The organism is Marinobacterium lutimaris, assembly GCF_900108065.1.
Lineage (GTDB): Bacteria > Pseudomonadota > Gammaproteobacteria > Pseudomonadales > Balneatricaceae > Marinobacterium_D > Marinobacterium_D lutimaris.
Genome location: NZ_FNVQ01000001.1, coordinates 1,209,484 through 1,227,037, shown reverse-complemented (window position 1 = coordinate 1,227,037; position 17,554 = coordinate 1,209,484). Strand labels below are relative to the sequence as shown.

At 55.4% G+C, this 17,554-nt stretch carries 16 protein-coding genes; 15 read left to right on the top strand and 1 reads right to left on the bottom strand.

Annotated features, from left to right (window positions below; all coding sequences use genetic code 11):
- Position 1 precedes the first annotated feature (1 nt).
- The 15 genes from C4S72_RS05430 to C4S72_RS05365 all read left to right on the top strand — a co-directional run bounded on the left by C4S72_RS05430 (position 2) and on the right by C4S72_RS05365 (position 16,039).
- Positions 2–1,210: an NADH:ubiquinone reductase (Na(+)-transporting) subunit B gene (locus C4S72_RS05430; RefSeq protein ID WP_104002019.1), complete on the top strand. Its 1,209-nt coding sequence runs from the start codon at positions 2–4 to the stop codon at positions 1,208–1,210.
- A complete protein-coding gene (locus C4S72_RS05425; RefSeq protein ID WP_104002018.1) occupies positions 1,200–1,979 on the top strand; it encodes a Na(+)-translocating NADH-quinone reductase subunit C in 780 nt (259 codons plus the stop codon). Before C4S72_RS05430 ends, C4S72_RS05425 begins: the two co-directional genes overlap by 11 nt.
- A gap of 2 nt (positions 1,980–1,981) precedes the next feature.
- Positions 1,982–2,641, top strand: a complete 660-nt coding sequence (locus C4S72_RS05420) for an NADH:ubiquinone reductase (Na(+)-transporting) subunit D (protein ID WP_104002017.1) — start codon at positions 1,982–1,984, stop codon at positions 2,639–2,641.
- Between the two features lie 3 nt (positions 2,642–2,644).
- Positions 2,645–3,253 (top strand): NADH:ubiquinone reductase (Na(+)-transporting) subunit E, encoded by a 609-nt coding sequence (gene nqrE / locus C4S72_RS05415; protein ID WP_104002016.1) that lies wholly within the window; start codon positions 2,645–2,647, stop codon positions 3,251–3,253.
- A 38-nt stretch (positions 3,254–3,291) separates the two neighbouring features.
- Positions 3,292–4,521, top strand: a complete 1,230-nt coding sequence (nqrF, locus tag C4S72_RS05410; RefSeq protein ID WP_104002015.1) for an NADH:ubiquinone reductase (Na(+)-transporting) subunit F — start codon at positions 3,292–3,294, stop codon at positions 4,519–4,521.
- Positions 4,522–4,526: 5 nt separating this feature from the next.
- Entirely contained in the window at positions 4,527–5,552 is a 1,026-nt protein-coding gene (locus C4S72_RS05405; protein WP_104002014.1) for an FAD:protein FMN transferase, read from the top strand.
- Positions 5,552–5,800, top strand: coding sequence for a (Na+)-NQR maturation NqrM (nqrM, locus tag C4S72_RS05400; protein WP_104002013.1), 249 nt, complete (start codon positions 5,552–5,554; stop codon positions 5,798–5,800). Before C4S72_RS05405 ends, nqrM begins: the two co-directional genes overlap by 1 nt.
- 98 nt (positions 5,801–5,898) lie before the next feature.
- The gene (gene sthA / locus C4S72_RS05395) at positions 5,899–7,299 is read left to right on the top strand and encodes a Si-specific NAD(P)(+) transhydrogenase (protein WP_104002012.1); all 1,401 of its coding nucleotides are present in this window, start codon (positions 5,899–5,901) and stop codon (positions 7,297–7,299) included.
- A gap of 245 nt (positions 7,300–7,544) precedes the next feature.
- On the top strand, positions 7,545–8,933 hold the full coding sequence (locus C4S72_RS05390; protein ID WP_104002011.1) for an MATE family efflux transporter: 1,389 nt from the start codon (positions 7,545–7,547) through the stop codon (positions 8,931–8,933).
- 119 nt (positions 8,934–9,052) lie between these two features.
- The gene (locus C4S72_RS05385) at positions 9,053–10,882 is read left to right on the top strand and encodes an IucA/IucC family protein (protein WP_104002010.1); all 1,830 of its coding nucleotides are present in this window, start codon (positions 9,053–9,055) and stop codon (positions 10,880–10,882) included.
- Complete coding sequence (locus C4S72_RS05380; protein WP_200826677.1) at positions 10,836–12,620, top strand: IucA/IucC family protein; 1,785 nt, start codon at positions 10,836–10,838, stop codon at positions 12,618–12,620. Before C4S72_RS05385 ends, C4S72_RS05380 begins: the two co-directional genes overlap by 47 nt.
- The gene (locus tag C4S72_RS05375) at positions 12,608–13,870 is read left to right on the top strand and encodes an AMP-binding protein (protein ID WP_104002009.1); all 1,263 of its coding nucleotides are present in this window, start codon (positions 12,608–12,610) and stop codon (positions 13,868–13,870) included. The genes C4S72_RS05380 and C4S72_RS05375 overlap by 13 nt, the downstream gene beginning before the upstream one ends.
- The gene (locus tag C4S72_RS25895; RefSeq protein ID WP_200826676.1) at positions 13,867–14,175 is read left to right on the top strand and encodes a phosphopantetheine-binding protein; all 309 of its coding nucleotides are present in this window, start codon (positions 13,867–13,869) and stop codon (positions 14,173–14,175) included. Before C4S72_RS05375 ends, C4S72_RS25895 begins: the two co-directional genes overlap by 4 nt.
- Positions 14,172–15,176 (top strand): DUF6005 family protein, encoded by a 1,005-nt coding sequence (locus tag C4S72_RS05370; protein ID WP_200826675.1) that lies wholly within the window; start codon positions 14,172–14,174, stop codon positions 15,174–15,176. The genes C4S72_RS25895 and C4S72_RS05370 overlap by 4 nt, the downstream gene beginning before the upstream one ends.
- Complete coding sequence (locus tag C4S72_RS05365) at positions 15,167–16,039, top strand: sugar phosphate isomerase/epimerase family protein (RefSeq protein ID WP_200826674.1); 873 nt, start codon at positions 15,167–15,169, stop codon at positions 16,037–16,039. The genes C4S72_RS05370 and C4S72_RS05365 overlap by 10 nt, the downstream gene beginning before the upstream one ends.
- Positions 16,040–16,326: 287 nt before the next feature.
- Here the strand turns inward: C4S72_RS05365 and C4S72_RS05360 are convergent, their stop codons facing one another.
- Positions 16,327–17,292: an AraC family transcriptional regulator gene (locus tag C4S72_RS05360; RefSeq protein WP_104002008.1), complete on the bottom strand. Its 966-nt coding sequence runs from the start codon at positions 17,290–17,292 to the stop codon at positions 16,327–16,329.
- Positions 17,293–17,554 lie beyond the last annotated feature (262 nt).

Genomic DNA, 17,554 nt, shown 5'->3' with positions numbered 1-17,554 from the left:
CATGAGTTTGAGATCTATTCTTGATAATCTCGAACCGCACTTTCACAAGGGCGGTAAGTACGAGAACTGGTACGCGCTTTACGAGGCGGTCGATACCATCTTCTATACACCGGGTCACGTGACCAAGAGCGCAGCTCACGTCCGCGATGGCGTCGATCTGAAGCGCATCATGATCCTGGTGTGGTTGTGCACCTTCCCGGCGATTTTCGCTGGTCTTTATAACGTCGGTCTGCAGGCCAATACGGCCATGGCGGATCTCGGTATTACCGATCCGGGTACCTGGCAGGGCTCCATCGCCGCTGCGCTGACCGGTTTCGATCCCAACAGTGTCTGGGACAACATCATTCACGGTGCCGCTTACTGGCTGCCGATCTACGCGACAACCTTCATTGTTGGCGGCTTCTGGGAAGTCCTGTTTGCGATGAAGCGTGGTCACGAGGTTAACGAAGGTTTCTTCGTGACTTCCGTGCTGTTCGCGCTGATCCTGCCGCCGAGCATCCCGCTGTGGCAGGTTGCCCTGGGTATCAGCTTTGGTGTGGTTATCGGTAAGGAAGTGTTCGGTGGTACCGGCAAAAACTTCCTCAACCCTGCGCTGACCGGTCGTGCATTCCTGTTCTTCGCCTACCCGGCGAGCATGTCTGGCGATTCCATCTGGACTGCGGTTGACGGCTTCTCCGGCGCGACTCCGCTGGGTCTGGCTGCCATGGGTGGCGTTGATCAGATCCTGGCCAACAACCTGACCTGGTTCGATGCCTTCCTGGGCACCATTCAGGGTTCTGTGGGTGAGACCTCCACGCTGGCGATTCTTATCGGCGGTCTGGTGATCATGTTTGCCGGCATCGCTGCATGGCGCATCGTCCTGGGTGTGTTCCTGGGTATGGTTGCCATGTCTACGCTGTTCAACCTGATCGGTTCCGAAACCAACCCGATGTTCTCAGTGCCGTTCTACTGGCATCTGGTGCTTGGTGGCTTTGCCTTCGGTATGTTCTTCATGGCTACAGATCCTGTGTCTGCATCCATGACCAACACCGGCAAGTGGATTTTCGGTGCACTGATCGGCGTGATGGTGATTCTGATCCGTGTTGTGAACCCGGCCTTCCCTGAGGGCATGATGCTGGCGATTCTGTTTGCCAACCTGTTCGCACCGCTGATCGATAACTTTGTCGTCCAGTCGAACATCAAGCGGAGGATGAAGCGCAATGTCGTCTAATAACGATTCTATCGGTAAAACGCTTACCGTTACGATCCTGCTCTGCGTGATCTGCTCCGTTGTTGTATCGGCGGCAGCGGTTCTGCTGAAGCCGAAGCAGGTCGCTAACCGTGAGCTGGACCGTAAGTCCAACATCCTGGCAGCGGCGGGCATCAATGATGCCTCCAAGTCCGTTGATGAACTGTTCGCGCAGATTGAGACCCGCTATGTGGATCTCGATTCCGGTAAGTTCGTTGATGAGCCGGTCACTAACTATGACGCGACCAAGGCCGCCAAGGATACTGAACTGGGTCATCCGGTACCTCGCAGCGAAGATATCGCTTCTATCAAGTATCAGGCCAACGTTATGCCGGTTTACATCGTGCGTGACTCCGCCAACGAACTTGAAAAGGTGATCCTGCCGGTTCACGGTTATGGTCTCTGGTCTACACTGTATGGCTTCCTGGCTCTGGAAGGGGACCTCAACACCGTCGTCGGTCTGGGTTTCTATTCTCACGCCGAAACCCCGGGGCTTGGTGGCGAGGTGGACAACCCCGCCTGGAAAGCGCTGTGGCCGGGTAAAGAAGTCTACGGTGATGACAAAACCGATCCGGAAATTCGCCTGATCAAGGGTAGCGTAGGCGCGGATACTTCCGATGCCGAACACAAGGTCGATGGCCTGTCTGGCGCTACTCTGACCAGTAACGGCGTAACTCACCTGTTGCAGTACTGGATGGGTGAAAACGGTTACGCACCGTTCCTGAACAACCTGCGTGCAGGGGAGGCTTGATTATGTCCACGACTAAAGATGTCCTGACGACGCCAATCCTTAAGAACAACCCGATCGCTCTGCAGATCCTGGGTATCTGTTCTGCACTGGCGGTAACGTCAAACCTGGCAACGGCTCTGGTTATGAGTCTTGCCGTAATCTCGGTGACTGCGTTCTCGAACTTCTTCGTGTCGCTGATCCGTAACCACATTCCGGGTTCGATTCGAATCATCGTACAGATGACGATCATCGCTTCCCTGGTAATCGTGGTTGACCAGATCCTCAAGGCCTTTGCCTACGAGATCTCCAAGCAGCTGTCGGTATTCGTTGGTCTGATCATCACCAACTGTATCGTTATGGGCCGCGCGGAAGCCTTCGCCATGAAGAACCCGCCGATCCAGAGCTTCTTCGATGGTGTTGGTAACGGTCTGGGCTACGGTCTGGTGCTGATGTTTGTCGGTTTCTTCCGCGAACTGTTCGGCTCCGGTTCCCTGTTTGGTATCGAGATTCTGCCGCTGGTGAACAACGGTGGCTGGTACCAGGGTAACGGTATGCTGCTGCTGCCGCCGAGTGCATTCTTCCTGATCGGTCTGTTCATCTGGGGTACGCGTACCCTGCGTAAAGAGCAGGTTGAGAAGCCGGAGTACACCATGTACCCGAACACTAAGAAGGGGGCTGCGTAAGTCATGGAACAGTATATCAGCCTTGCTGTTAAGGCGATTTTCGTCGAAAACATGGCGCTGGCCTTCTTCCTGGGGATGTGTACATTCCTGGCGATCTCCAAGAAGGTGCAGACTGCTATAGGTCTGGGTGTTGCTGTTGTCGTGGTACTGGTTATCACCGTGCCGGTCAACAACCTGATCTATAACAACCTGCTGCGCGAAGGGGCGCTGGCCTGGGCCGGTTACCCCGAAGCAGACCTCAGCTTCCTGGGTTACATCTCCTACATCGGGGTTATCGCGGCGATCGTTCAGATCCTTGAGATGTTCCTCGATAAGTTCGTACCTGCGCTTTACAACGCGCTGGGCGTGTTCCTGCCGCTGATCACCGTGAACTGCGCCATCATGGGTGCCGCACTGTTCATGGTAGAGCGTGACTACACCTTCGGTGAAAGTGTGGTTTACGGCGCAGGTGCAGGCCTGGGTTGGGCGTTCGCGATCACTGCGCTGGCAGGTATCCGCGAAAAGCTGAAGTACAGCGATGTGCCGGAAGGGCTGCGTGGCCTGGGTATCACCTTCATTACTGTTGGTCTGATGTCCCTTGGCTTCATGTCTTTCTCTGGCGTTCAGCTGTAACAGCTGGGTATGAACAGCATTAAGGATGGAATAAACCTATGAATGTAGAAATCATTCTGGGTGTGGTCATGTTCACGGTGGTGGTGCTTGCACTGGTTGCCGTGATCCTGGCTGCACGCGCAAAACTGGTCAGTTCCGGTAATGTGACCATCGAGATCAACAACGATCCCGATAAGTCGATCACTGTTCCGGCTGGCGGCAAGCTGCTTCAGACTCTGGCGGACAAGGGTATCTTCCTGGCGTCTGCCTGTGGCGGCGGTGGTACCTGTGCACAGTGTAAGTGCCAGGTGACCGACGGTGGCGGCTCCATGCTGCCCACCGAAGAGTCTCACTTTAACCTGCGTGAAGCGAAAGAGGGCTGGCGTCTGTCCTGCCAGGTCGCGGTGAAGCAGGATATGAAAATCCACGTTGAAGACGATGTCTTCGGTGTGAAGAAGTGGGAATGCACCGTTGGCTCCAACCCGAACGTGGCGACCTTCATCAAGGAGCTGACACTGGAACTGCCGGAAGGCGAGAACGTCGATTTCCGTGCAGGTGGTTATGTGCAGCTGGAAGCTCCGGCGCACGAAGTCCACTACAAGGATTTCAACATCGAAGAAGAGTTCCGTGGCGACTGGGACAAGTTCAACCTCTGGCAGTATGTCTCCAAGGTTGACGAGCCGGTTATCCGTGCGTACTCCATGGCTAACTACCCGGAAGAGAAGGGCGTTGTTAAGTTCAACATCCGTATCGCTTCTCCGCCTCCGGGCAGCCAGGGTATCCCGCCGGGCCAGATGTCTTCTTACGTGTTCAGCCTGAAGCCGGGTGACAAGATCACCGTTTACGGACCGTTCGGTGAGTTCTTCGCCAAGGATACCGACAACGAGATGGTCTTCATCGGTGGTGGTGCCGGTATGGCGCCGATGCGTTCGCACATCTTTGATCAGCTCAAGCGCCTGAACTCCAAGCGCAAGATCTCTTTCTGGTACGGCGCACGTTCAACCCGTGAAGCCTTCTACGTAGAAGAGTTCGATCAGCTGGCCGAAGAGAACGAAAACTTCAGCTGGCACCTGGCGCTGTCCGATCCGCTGCCGGAGGATAACTGGACCGGTTACACCGGCTTTATCCATAACGTGCTGTACGAAAACTATCTGCGGGACCACGATGCGCCTGAAGATTGCGAGTACTACATGTGCGGACCTCCAATGATGAACGCCTCTGTTATCAAGATGCTGGAAGATCTCGGCGTAGAGCCGGAAAACATCCTGCTTGATGACTTCGGTGGTTAATCCGGATGGCAGTAGTTAAACACTACCTGAAATGGCCGGCAGCTCTGCTGCTGGCCGTTTTCGTTCTAAGCGGCTGTTCCCGTGAGCCGGAAGTGATCGGCTTCAACGGGATGACCATGGGTACGACCTACAGCATTCGCTGGGTTGATACCGACGAATCACGCATCGAGACGCTGCGTCCGCTGGTCGATAACCTCCTCAAGGAAGTTAACCAGCAGATGTCGACCTATATCGAAGACTCCGAACTTTCCCGTTTTAATGCTCTGCCTGCCGGCGGATCGCTTGAGGTTTCCCCGCAGCTGGCGGATGTGGTTACCCAGGCGCTCAGGATCAGTAAGCTTAGCGATGGGGCGTTCGATGTGACGGTAGGTCCGCTGGTGAATCTTTGGGGGTTCGGGCCCGATGGGCGTATCATAAAGGCGCCGTCGGACGAGAAGATTGAAGGTCTGCGTGCTGAGGTTGGTTACCAGAACATCTCTGTTGAAGGTAACGCTCTCTCCAAGAGCGGGCATCAATACGTTGACCTCTCTGCAATAGCCAAGGGCTATGGTGTAGACGAGGTTGCGGCACTTCTCGAGCAACAGGGCATCAAAGATTATCTGGTGGAGATCGGCGGCGAGTTGCGTGCCTCGGGTCTTAAGCCGGGTAAGGAAGACTGGCGTATCGCCATCGAAAGCCCGGTTGCCGGAGAGCGCGATGTAGAGCGTGTGGTCAGTGTGAGTGATACTGGCATTGCAACCTCAGGCGACTACCGCAACTATTTTGAGGAAAACGGGCAGCGTTTTTCCCACACGATCGATCCCCGTACCGGGCGCCCGATAACGCATAAATTGGCGTCGGTAACGGTGCTGCGGCCCAACTGTTATGAGGCCGATGCGCTGGCAACGACGCTGATGGTGCTGGGCGATGAAGCGGGCCCCGCGTTTGCCGAGAAACACGGGATCGCCGCATTTTTCATTATCAAGCAGGGTGAGAGCTTCGTTGAACGTTCAACGCCGGAGTTCGATAGCTTTCTGCAGGAGGTGAACTGATGGATACCTTGATACTTACCTTTGTTGTTTTACTGTGCATCATCACCGCCATGTCGGTGGGTGTGTTGATGGGACGTAAGCCGATCGCAGGCTCCTGCGGTGGCATGAGCGCGCTGGGTATGGATACCGCCTGTGATATCTGTGGCGGAGACCAGTCTAAGTGCGACGAAGAGCAGCAGAGAAACAAATCAGCTGCCAAGTCAGGCATGGGCAACGATGATCTCGCCTACGAAGTAAAAGCCAAATAATCGAACAATGTAATTCGAATAGATAATGGGCGTGGCCGCTGAGTTTTAGTAGGGTAGCGGCCACGTCTGGTACCAGTGCACTGCATAAGGGGAAGTTAATGGCTGTATATGACTATGATGTCGTGATTATCGGGTCTGGACCCGCCGGTGAAGGCGCGGCGATGAGTGCTGCCAAGAAGGGCAAGCGTGTCGCGGTCGTCGAGGAGCAGGACACCGTCGGCGGTAACTGCACCCACAAAGGTACCATCCCCTCCAAAGCCCTGCGTCACTCCGTTAAACAGATTATCGAATTCAACACCAGCCCGATGTTTCGTGATATCGGCGAGCCGCGCTGGTTCTCCTTCCCGAAGGTACTGAATCGTGCCGAGAAGGTTATCTCCAACCAGGTGATGCTGAGGACCAACTTCTACGCCCGTAATCGCGTTGATGTGTTCTTCGGTCGTGCCCAGTTCAGCAAACCGGGCGAAGTGGTCATCGAAGGGGAGTCCAACTCCCGCGAAGTCTTGCGCGCCAAGAACTTTGTTATTGCGACCGGCTCCAGCCCTTACAAGCCGGACGATATCGATTTTGAACATCCGCGTATCTACAGCTCGGACACTATTCTTAAGCTGAACCACACGCCACGCACCCTGGTGATCTATGGCGCCGGCGTCATCGGCTGTGAGTATGCTTCGATCTTCAGTGGTCTGGGCGTGAAAGTGGATCTGATCGATACCCGCGATCGTCTGCTCTCGTTCCTGGATAGCGAAATTTCCGACTCGCTTAGTTACCACTTCCGTAACAACGCGGTGAAGATCCGTCACAACGAGGAGTATCAGTCGGTTGAGGGGGATGGCCACGGCGTTATCATCAACCTGAAATCCGGTAAGCGTATTCGCGCAGATGCCTTCCTCTGGTGTAACGGCCGTACCGGTAACACTGAAGGACTGGGGCTGGAAAATATCGGTCTCACAGCCAATAACCGTGGCCAGTTGACCGTCGACGGCCACTATCGCACTGAGTGCGAAGGCGTTTATGCCGTAGGTGATGTGGTTGGCTGGCCGAGCCTTGCGTCTGCCGCACTGGACCAGGGACGTGCTGCAGCGGCCGATATGCTTAACGGTGATGACTTCCGCTACATCAACGAGGTTCCGACCGGGATCTACACCATTCCGGAAATCAGTTCTATCGGTAAAACCGAAGAGGAGCTGACCGCGGAGTCGGTGCCTTACGAAGCAGGGCAGGCATTCTTCAAGGATACCGCTCGCGCACAGATCTCCGGTGAGCCTGTAGGTATGCTGAAGATTCTGTTCCACCGTGAAACCCTGGCGATCCTCGGCATCCACTGTTTCGGTGACCAGGCTTCGGAGATCGTCCACATCGGACAGGCGATCATGGCGCAGAAGGGCGAGGCGAATACATTGAAGTACTTCATCAACACCACGTTCAACTACCCGACCATGGCGGAAGCCTACCGCGTCGCGGCAATTGCCGGTCTGAACCGTATCGACAACCTCTGATTGTTGTCTGATGGACTATGAAAAAGGGGCCAGGTGCCCCTTTTTTTGTTGTCGCGTTTTAGCGTTCTTTGCTTGCGGCGTTGGTCGCCCGATCGGTGCAACAGGTCTGATTAAAGTAGCTCCGTGTTTGCTGGGGAGCCTCAGCGCACTGCAATCGTTTCCTTGTGCACATAGATGATAATAATTATCATCGCCTTCTTCTCGAGATACTCCCCCCTGTTTAGCCCCGAAGGTGTATAGGTCTGATGGACGGATCCCCGATACTGCAAGGCGCAATATTTCCGACGTTTGTTCGCTACGCGATACCCTCAATACTCGGCTTGCTGGCGATAACGACGGCAAGCATTGTCGATGGTATTTTTGTCGGTCGGTTTGTCAGTTCCGATGCGCTGGCTGCGGTCAACCTGATGATTCCCTATCTGACACTCGTGTTTGGCCTGGCGCTGATGATCGCCATCGGTGGCGCTGTGCGAGCGGGGCGGTCTTTGGGGGCGGGGGATCATGAACGGGCTTCAGGGGTGTTCAGCCGCTGCATGCTCAGCGTTGTGGCGATGGCGCTGCTCTTTCTGGTCACCGCGTTATTGTTTGATAGCAGCGTACTAACGCTGCTGGGCGCACCTGACCACCTGCACGCTACCATGAGGCCATACTTTCGCTGGCTCAGTGTCGTCATGGTGTTGCAGCTTACCTCCATGGTTTTGTACTACTTTGTCCGCATGGATGGGCAGCCCGGCCTGGCGACCCTGGCCCTTTCAGTGGGGGCAGTAGCCAACATATTGTTGGACGCTCTGTTTATTATCCATTTTGAGCTGGGCCTTGTCGGGGCTGCGTGGGCCACCGGGCTAGCACAACTGCTTCAGTTTGCTGTATTGACGCGCTATTTCCGCCGTACCGGGCGCAAGCTTCACCTTAAGCTACGGCCTGGCCAGTGGAGTGATATGTTCAAGGTCGCTTATAACGGCGTGTCCGAGTTCATTAATGAGTGCTCCGGCGGGGTGGTGATACTGGTGCTCAACTGGCTGCTTGTCAGTCGTCTCGGGGTTGATGGGATAGCGGCCTTCACCGTGGTGAACTACACCATCTTTCTAAGCTTGATGATCTACTACGGTATCGCCGACGCTGTGCATCTTTTGGTGAGCCAGAACCTGGGGGCAGGGCAGGCGGACCGTATTCGTGGCTTCATGAGCAGTGCGTTTCTGATGGTGGCCTGCGTGGCGGTCGTCCTGGTTTCGCTGCTACTGGCAGGCGGTGATTGGCTTATTGGCCTGTTTCTCCAGGGCGCGGACGACTCTGTACTTGAGCAGTCGCACGATTTTATCGCGGCGGTCTGGCCGCTCTTTCTGGTTAATGGCCTGAATGTCTGTCTGTCGATCTATCTGACCGCAATGCATCAGCCGTTGCCCTCTTTGTTCGTGGCTTTGTCTCGCAGTCTGGTGTTGCCGGTAGGATTGCTATTTGCCATTGCGACCCTGTTTCCGCAGGTTTCAATATTGGTGGCCCTGCCAATCGCGGAGTGGGTGACCTTTGGTCTGGCACTAGGCTGCTACCGGGCTTTCTCACCTGAACGGGCTATGCTCCGTTGTGAGCCTATTAGTCAGGCTACGAGTCAGGCTACGAGTCAGTCTATGAATTAGCGTTGAATGATTTGTAACAGATGTAAATGCTGTTGCGAGTGATAATGGTTATCAAGTAGATTTCCTCTGTCCCGGTTAGGTCGTCGTGTCGCGACCGTCAAAGATCGACAGAGGAGCTTATGAATCCTACCGCACTTGAGGTGGCGGAAAACGCCACCTTTCAAAACTTTGTAAATTGCTACCTGCGTGAGGCTGATTCCGGTGCGTGGCATTCGGGTTCCGGCTGGGCGGATCGAAGGATCCTCGGCGGACTGTTCCACGGTATCGGCGTCATCGAACTGCGGCTGAAAGGTCTGAGGGGCAGGTTGGCCCTGGATATCGGTTACCGCTCCCTGATTGGGCGGCACCGTATCCTTTCTGCCTGGGTAAACCACGACTCGTCCGATCAATGGTCTCCCTTGCGCCCGCTCGACGCGGTGTTGCTCCTGGTTCGGGAACTCTACGATCCTGGCATGGCGGATCACCGCCAGCGTGAGCAGGAGCTTGAGCTGGTTTATCGGTTGGTGGAAAGCTGCCAGCTGATGGCTCGCTTTATCGAGGCAAGGGCTGATGATCCCAGTCTTGAAGGTGAGCGGTTTATCGAGTCCGAGCAGTCCCTTCTATATGGGCACTGGAGTCATCCTACGCCGAAAAGCCGGCAGGGGATGAGCTTCTGGCAGCAGGATCACTATGCACCAGAGCTGGCCGGACACTTTCGTCTGCACTGTTTTGCCGTTCGCCGCGCCTGGGTCAGACAAGATTCTCTGCTTGAGCGCAGCGCAGAAACCCTGGTGCTGGAGGTACTCGGCGATGTCGGCCTGTCTCAGGATGAGGTCTGTATCCCGGTTCATCCGCTGCAGGCGCAATGGCTTATTCACCAGCCTCAGGTCAAACAGGCGATTGAGGCCGGCGTTCTGCGCGACCTGGGCGCCATTGGCCCTGAGTTCACACCGACCTCATCGGTCAGGACGCTGTATAGCGATCACTCCCCTTGGATGTTCAAGGTTTCGATTCCGGTCAAGGTGACCAACTCGCTGCGTCGCAACCAGGTTTCAGAGCTCAGGGCCGGCGTTGTCGCGGCCAAATTGCTTGAGAAAAGCGGCTTTGTCGAGCGCAACCCGCAGTTCTCAGTATTAACGGACCCGGCCTGGCTGACCGTACAACTTCCCGAGGGCGGGGAGTCCGGTTTTGAGATCATCCTGCGCCATAACCCCTTTATCGGTGGGGAGCGCCGGGGCGTGCAATCGATTGCGGCGATCCTGCAGGAGCCGCTGCCAGGCCGCCCATCCAGAATGCGAACCTTGATTGAAGGGTTGGCGCTTAGAGAAGGGCGCAACGTCAATGATGTGGCGCTGGACTGGTTTGGCCACTACTGGCACTGCGCCGTCGATACGCTTATCAGGTTGTATGACGAGCAGGGTATCGCCCTGGAAGCCCACCAGCAGAACAGCTTGCTCGATATCTCGGGTGGCTATCCCTCCCGGTATTACTACCGCGACAATCAGGGTTACTACCTGGCGGACAGTTATCGTGAACACCTGTGTGAACTGGAGCCGCAGGCGCGTTATTCAGAAGAGCTGTATTACAGCGAGGCGATGATTCGCGACCGTTTCGGTTATTACCTGTTCTTGAATCAGCTGGCCGCGGTTATCCATCGCCTGGGTGCTGACGGTCTGGCTGATGAGGCCAGTTTGCTGCAGCAAGTGAGAACCTGGTTAAGCGATATGCGTCGCAATCTGAAGGGCGCGGGTCTTCGGCTGGTTAACCAGCTGCTGGAACAGCCCGAGCTCGCTTACAAAGCCAATCTGCTGACCCGTGTTCAGGATGTGGATGAGTTGACCGCTGAGCTGGAGCTCGCAGTCTACACCCGCGTACCCAACCCGCTGCACGACCCAGTCGCAGATTCACACAAGGAGTCCGCCGATGACGGGATCGATCTCGCTCGAGCCGAGGCTATTCACGGTGCCTGAAGCAAGTCTGATGTCGGAAGGACGCGTGATCCGCCAGCTGATTGAAGCGCTGCTGTTCGAGGGGGCCGTCGCCTGTAGCGGAGATATTTCCGATAACACGGGTGAACTGAATTTCCGGATCGGTGAGCTGGACCTGGTTTGTCGCGGCCGCAGAGGAGCGTTTGGCAGACTGCGCGTACAGGAGAACAGCTTGCGCCGGGTCGACGCAGACGGCTGGCGCTGCCAGGTTGGCCTCGGCGATTTAGTCGCCGCGCTTAACGTAGATGCAGCGATAAGAAAACGCCTCCATGCAGAGCTGGAACAGACGGTGCGCTTGTGCGACTGGAACGCACGGCGTCTGCCAAGGCCGCTAAGTCGTCGTCAGTTGTCTTTCGAGGCGCTTGAAGGCCTGCTCGATGAGGGGCATCCCTATCATCCCTGTTTCAAGGCACGCACCGGATTTAGCCTTGAAGATCATCGGCGCTATGGTCCAGAGGCGGGTGAAACCTTTGCCCTGCATTGGCTTGCTATCGACCGCAGATCGCTGACCGCCAGCCTCCCAGTTGAGGAAGCGTCGTTCTGGCGTCGAGAACTGGGCGATCTGTGCTGGAACACCCTGCAGGCACGTATTCTTCAACGCGGTGGAAGCCCGGAGCGCTATGGACTAATGCCGATCCATCCCTGGCAGTGGCAGGCACTACAGCGTGAAGGGCTGGGTGCGCCCATCCGTTCGGGCGAGATTCTCTATCTCGGTGAGGCGGGGGAGCAGTACCGGGCAACCCAGTCCATAAGGACGCTTATCAACGCAGAGGATCCCGGGAAGGCCCATATCAAGCTGCCGCTGAATCTGGTGAACACCTCATCGCTTCGCACCCTGGAGCCTAACTCTGTCTGCACGGCACCGGTGCTGTCCGCCTGGTTGAAAAAGGTCGTCGACAGCGACCCGTTTTTCACTGATGTCGCGCCGCTGATCCTGCTGCAGGAGTATGCCGGTCTGCTTTTCAGAGGCACAGAAAAGCAGCTGGAAGGGCAACTGGGTGCCATCTGGCGCGAGAACCTGAATACCTCTCTTGAACCTGGCGAGCAGGCGGTTCCGTTCACGGCACTATTTGCCACCGAGTTGGACCGGCGTCCGTTTATAGATGACTGGATCCAGCGCTTTGGGCTGAAAGCCTGGCTGACGCGCTTGCTTGAGTGCACGGTACTGCCGATATGGCACCTCCTGGTAGCGCAGGGAATTGCGCTGGAGGCGCATGCCCAGAACCTGATTCTTGTACACCGTGATGGCTGGCCAACACGGCTAGCCGTACGCGATTTTCATGAGAGTGTGGAGTATGTCGAGGGTTTTCTGGCGCAGCCGGATCTCTGTCCCGACTTTCGTGCGCTCGATCCTGTGTATCTCGATGACACACCCGACCGGTTTTTCTGGATGCAGGAGGTCGAAGCGTTGCGCGAGCTCTACATGGACACGCTTTACATCTACAACCTGACGGAGCTTTCCAACCTGCTCGAACGCGATTATGACGTGCCCGAGACCAGGTTCTGGCAGCAGGTACACGACCTGTTGGAGTACTACAGCGCCGGCGGCCATTGCGACCCGGAGCGCGCCGCTTTGTTGGGATGTTCCTCACCGGTTATTCAAACGGAATCGCTGCTTCGGCGGAAACTCTGCGCGTCGATCACCACGGAGTGCCGTCACCCGATTCCGAACCCTTTCCACCCGCTGAGCAAAAATGAGGCTGCAGCATGCTTTACCTGAATGATAACTACTATGACAGCGAACATTTCGAGCGTTGCTACCGCCGCTTTGACGCGGTAGCTGCAATCAGTGAGTGCAAAGGCCGCCGGCTCACTGTCTGCCTGAGTGATCCGGTCGAATGGATTGCGCTATGCCTGTACGTAAAAGCACGCGGCGGTTCTGTGCTGCCACTGCATCCGACCACGCCGCTGGAGGCCGCACGACGGCTGGGCCGACGCAGCGGCAGTTACGCGCTGATCTTTGATCAGATTGAGCGCATTGAGTTACAGCCGGATAGCGCGGCCGAGGTGCCGCCAGGTCTGGTGCAGCTAAGTTCCGGCACCACGGGGGAGCCCAAGTGCATCGAGCGTAGCTGGGAGGCTATCGACCGTGAGTTGGAGGACTACCTGGAAGCCTTGCCCCAGGCGCGGGAAATGACACCAATAATCGCCTGCCCGGTGACGCACTCCTATGGCTTGATCTGCGGTGTACTGGCCTCACTGGCACGGGGGCAGGAAGCGCACGTCCTCACCCAGCTGAACCCGAAGTATGTGCTACGTAAGCTCGCGCAGCTGCCACAGCCGTTGCTGTACGCGGCACCGACGCTTTTGCATGTGCTGACGCGGCTTCTGCCTCAAGGTGAAAAACTGTTTGCGGTGATGACTTCCGGCGCCGTCATGCCCAAGGCTCACTTTGAAGCCTTGCGTGAACGCAGCGTTCACCTGTTCCAGCAATACGGTTGCTCGGAAGCGGGATGTGTGGCGATCAATACGGATACCCGCTCAGCCTGTGCAATGGGACGCCCGCTGGCACGCTATCAGGTCGAATCTGGCAGCAGTGCCGATGCGCCCTCTGAAGTGATCATACGCGGTGCTGAACAGGCGATTTATACCCGGGATCTGGGATATTTCGATAGCGACGGCGTTCTGCATTACCTGGCCCGAATCGATGACATGATCAACGTGGCAGGTATCAATGTGTACCCGAAAGAGGTGGAGGATGTGGTCCTGACCTGCGAAGGGGTTGTCGACGTCGTTGTCTTCAAACGCGCCGATCCTTACGCCGGTGAGCGCGTGTGCCTGCAGTTTGTCGCCGACCGCATGGTCGATGAGGATGAGCTGCGACGCTGGTGTGCCGAACATCTTTCACCCTACCAATGCCCGTTGGAAATTGCCCAGGTCGAAGAGATCCCCAAGCTGCCAAACGGCAAAATCAGTCGCCGCCTGCTGGCGGATCAGGTCGGGCACAGCGCGGAGCAACTGTCGGCATGAAGCGAGAAGAGCTTATAGAGGTGATACGGGATGGGCTGGCGAATTCCTTGAGGATTCCCCATATCGCCAGTTTCAGACCCGAGGCCCGGCTTAACGAAGATCTGCATCTCGATTCGGTGATGATACTGCAGTTGCTGCTGCATCTTGAGCTGGAATGCGGCTATGAAATACCCGACGAAGCGCTGAGCGCCGAGGCCTTTGCCACGGTCAATACCCTGGTCGATTTCCTGCTGCAGTTGCAGCAGGAGGAGAGCGGATTTCCCGAGATCGCCGCCGAGGTGGCTGTAGAGGGAGGCCCGGGATGATCAAGGTGCATTGTTTTGTCAGTTGCGTTTGTGAGGTGATCAAACGAAGTGAGGGGGTTGATCACCGTCCCTTCTACTTCGGAGTCTGGGATGCCGACTTTTCGGTCAGTGATCGCTGGGTGCTGTCCTACCATTCCGAGCATACCAACCACGACTTTTTCAAAACCTGGTATCAGCAGCTCTACGGCATTGAAATACGGGAGTGGTTCGACCCCTGCGCGGATAAAGCCGCCAATGTGGCGCGGCTCGTTGAGCTTGTCGAAAATAGGCCTGCTCACCGAAATATCATGGTGATGCTGGATATGTATCAGCTGCCGGAACGGGAGAACAAGTTCAATCAGAACCCTTTTCCCCACTATGTGATGCTGGAAACCACGGACGATCCTGATATCTGGTTTATGCATGACCCGGATTACCGCTGGGAAGGGCCCTTGCCCAAGGCGCGTATCCTTAATGCAGTGAGTCAACCCAGCGTGGCCGGTGGCTTCTTCTTTGATGGTATCGACGTGCGGCATACAGCCGATGAGACCGTGCGCGCCTATTTTGCGACCTGCATGAAGCACCGGCATAACCCCTTCACCGATGCGCTGCGGCGCATCGTCCGTGCGCATCTGGAACGGGATGGTGTGGAACTTGCCGATCTTGAGTCTGCAGTGCGCGAGATCCCGGTGATGGCGATACGAAAGTACGCCTATGAGCATGCGTTCGCCTTTTTCTGTCAGGCACTCGGGGAGGATCTGGATGATCCGTACTTCGTGCACTGGACCGATGAAGTCGAAAAACTCGTCAAGGTCTATACCCAGGTGCAGTACCGGTCGATGAAGCTCGCGCGCACAGACCAGACCCGGGTGGCGGACTCCCTTTTCGCACTGCTCGCCGACCAGGATGCACTGGAATTCAGGATAAAGGCAGAACTGCAGGCGCTGTTTGAGCGCTGGTGCGAGCGCGATGCTTCGTCAGGGCCGACGACATCTTCAAAGCAGGAGGCTTTATGCGTATGAATCTCTCGGTCTGCACCATCTCCTTCAGGCATCAGCTCATTGCGCTCAGCGATATAGCAACTTGGGCCCAGCAGCATGGCTTTGCCGGCATCGAGCTCTGGGGCGCACACGCCATCAATCTTGAGCCTGAGGATCAGTTCGATGCCGCCTGGCTTGGTTCCCTCGGCCTGGAAGTGCCGATGATCAGTGACTATCTGCCCTTGGAAGGATCGGAGGTCAGGGCGTTACGGCACCTGGAGCGACTCTGTCGTCTTGCGAATCGCTGGGAGGCGCCCAAGCTGCGAACCTTCGCCGGAAATCGTGGCAGTGCCGTTGTTAGCACGGAAGAAAGAAAAGCCTGGGTGGCAAGGCTGCGGAATCTGACCAGTCTTGCCGCTGCGCATGGGGTTCAACTGGTAGTGGAAACCCACCCCAATACCCTGGCCGACACGCTGGCGTCGACCCGCCAGCTGCTGGAGGAGGTTGATCACCCCGCCATGGGTATCAATTTCGATGTGCTGCATCTCTGGGAGGCGGGCGACGATCCGCTGGAAAGCCTCAGAGTCCTGGCTCCCCGGGTGTGTCATTTCCATCTAAAAAACATCGACAAGCGCGAGAATCTCGGCGTGTTTGCACCGGCCAATGTGTATGCCGCGGCGGGTTCTCGCGATGGCATGGTGCCGCTGCTGGAGGGTGCGTTCGACTACCGTACGTTTCTGCAATCTTTGGGCTCAATGGGGCTGCTGGATGCATCGCTCGAATGGTTCGGGCCGGATGTAAAAAACGTGCTGGCGCGGGATTGTAGAGCGATTACATCCTTAACAGGCGATCTCCAAGCAGGGATGCTGGCGGCAGACGCATGCCACCAATCCCTTGCGGTCTGAGGGTGGTACCTCAGCCTTAGTGCTGTAGGGAATCGAAGTTTTAAAACAGATCTGATGGATTACTTCAGGGGGGGAGCGACGGAGTCATCTAAACACCTGAAGCCCGCCTTAGTCCCAACTTACCCTCGTTTCGGTTGAAAGATCCTGCTTAGCTCGCAGAGCAGACATTGCGGGGATCGGCCCCAGTCGTCACTTTCGACCCTTTGCTGACGCTCGGTTCGCGTTGCTCCATGCGGGCCATCGGTAGGAAGTGGGTATCCATAATTGTTACCCTTACCCCCAATGTATCAGTGACTCTGTCGGCGCAGTGTCTCGGAAGGTAGTTCGCCAATATGATCGCGATATTGAGCGGAAAAACGCCCGAGATTCGTAAAGCCATATTTCATTGCGACTTCGGTAACGTTACGTATGTTGTCTAAGTCGCCGCTGAGCTCTGCGTAAATAATTTCCAGCTTCAATTGGCGGATATAAAGGGAGGGGGTCAGTCCAGTCTCCCGCTCAAACAGGTTGTACAACGATTTTCTGCTGATACGACATAGAGACGCCAAGGCCTGAATGTTGATGTCATCTGTTATGTTGTCGAGTACATAGCCACGGACCTGGGCGATATGCCGGTGCTCGGACCTTGTAACCCTATTATTCAGGCAGATATCGCTTTGGTGACTTTGCAGTATTCCGTGACAGAGAAGCTTCGCGTAGTAAAGCTGTGCGCGCTCGCTTGTCGCTGATGCTTTGAGTTCCAGAATATCGCGTAAGATATGCCGTATCGCACCTTGTTTTAAAACGTTGACACAATAGGGAACAAACCTGATAGGGGCTCCAGCGGGGAAATATCCAAACTCGCGTGCAGACTGGTGCAAGAAATCCAGCGGGATGCGGACACTCAGATGGTTAGAACCAGGAGAGTAAGTCTGCATATACTTTGTGCCTGAAGAGAGCATGACCGAGTCACCAGGTCCCAATTCGATGGTTTCGCCGTCAAAAATAACGGAACTTTGGCCACCCAGAATCAGCTGTAAGTGATAAGCCTCTTTTAGTATTAGAATGCGTTCTTCCGTTGCACATCCGTTGGTATATTCTGCAATTTGAAGTGGACCTAAATCCTTGTATCTGACGCTGGAACCGCTCGATACACTATCGCTTCGTATTAAACGATAATCAGAGAACTTGTTATTTCTTAGGAAGTTGTATATTTCCAAGGCAGAAACATCCTTAATTTCCTGATCAAATAGAGATAAGAATAATGTCATCATCCACCTCTTAATTATTTTTATAATATGAATTACTACTAGGATGTTTTTTTATAAAAACATCCTAGCTTATAACTATCATAATATTATTTGGAAAATATATAACTCAATTTTTCTGAAATGATTTTTATTATATTCATCACAGTAATTATACCTAACCATCTTTTCTCGCTTGGCGTTAAAAACACAGAAATATCGCGCGAGGAATAGGGTGGTAGTTAATAATTAAGAATTTTTTAATTCTGATTTTTATATAATAACCTTT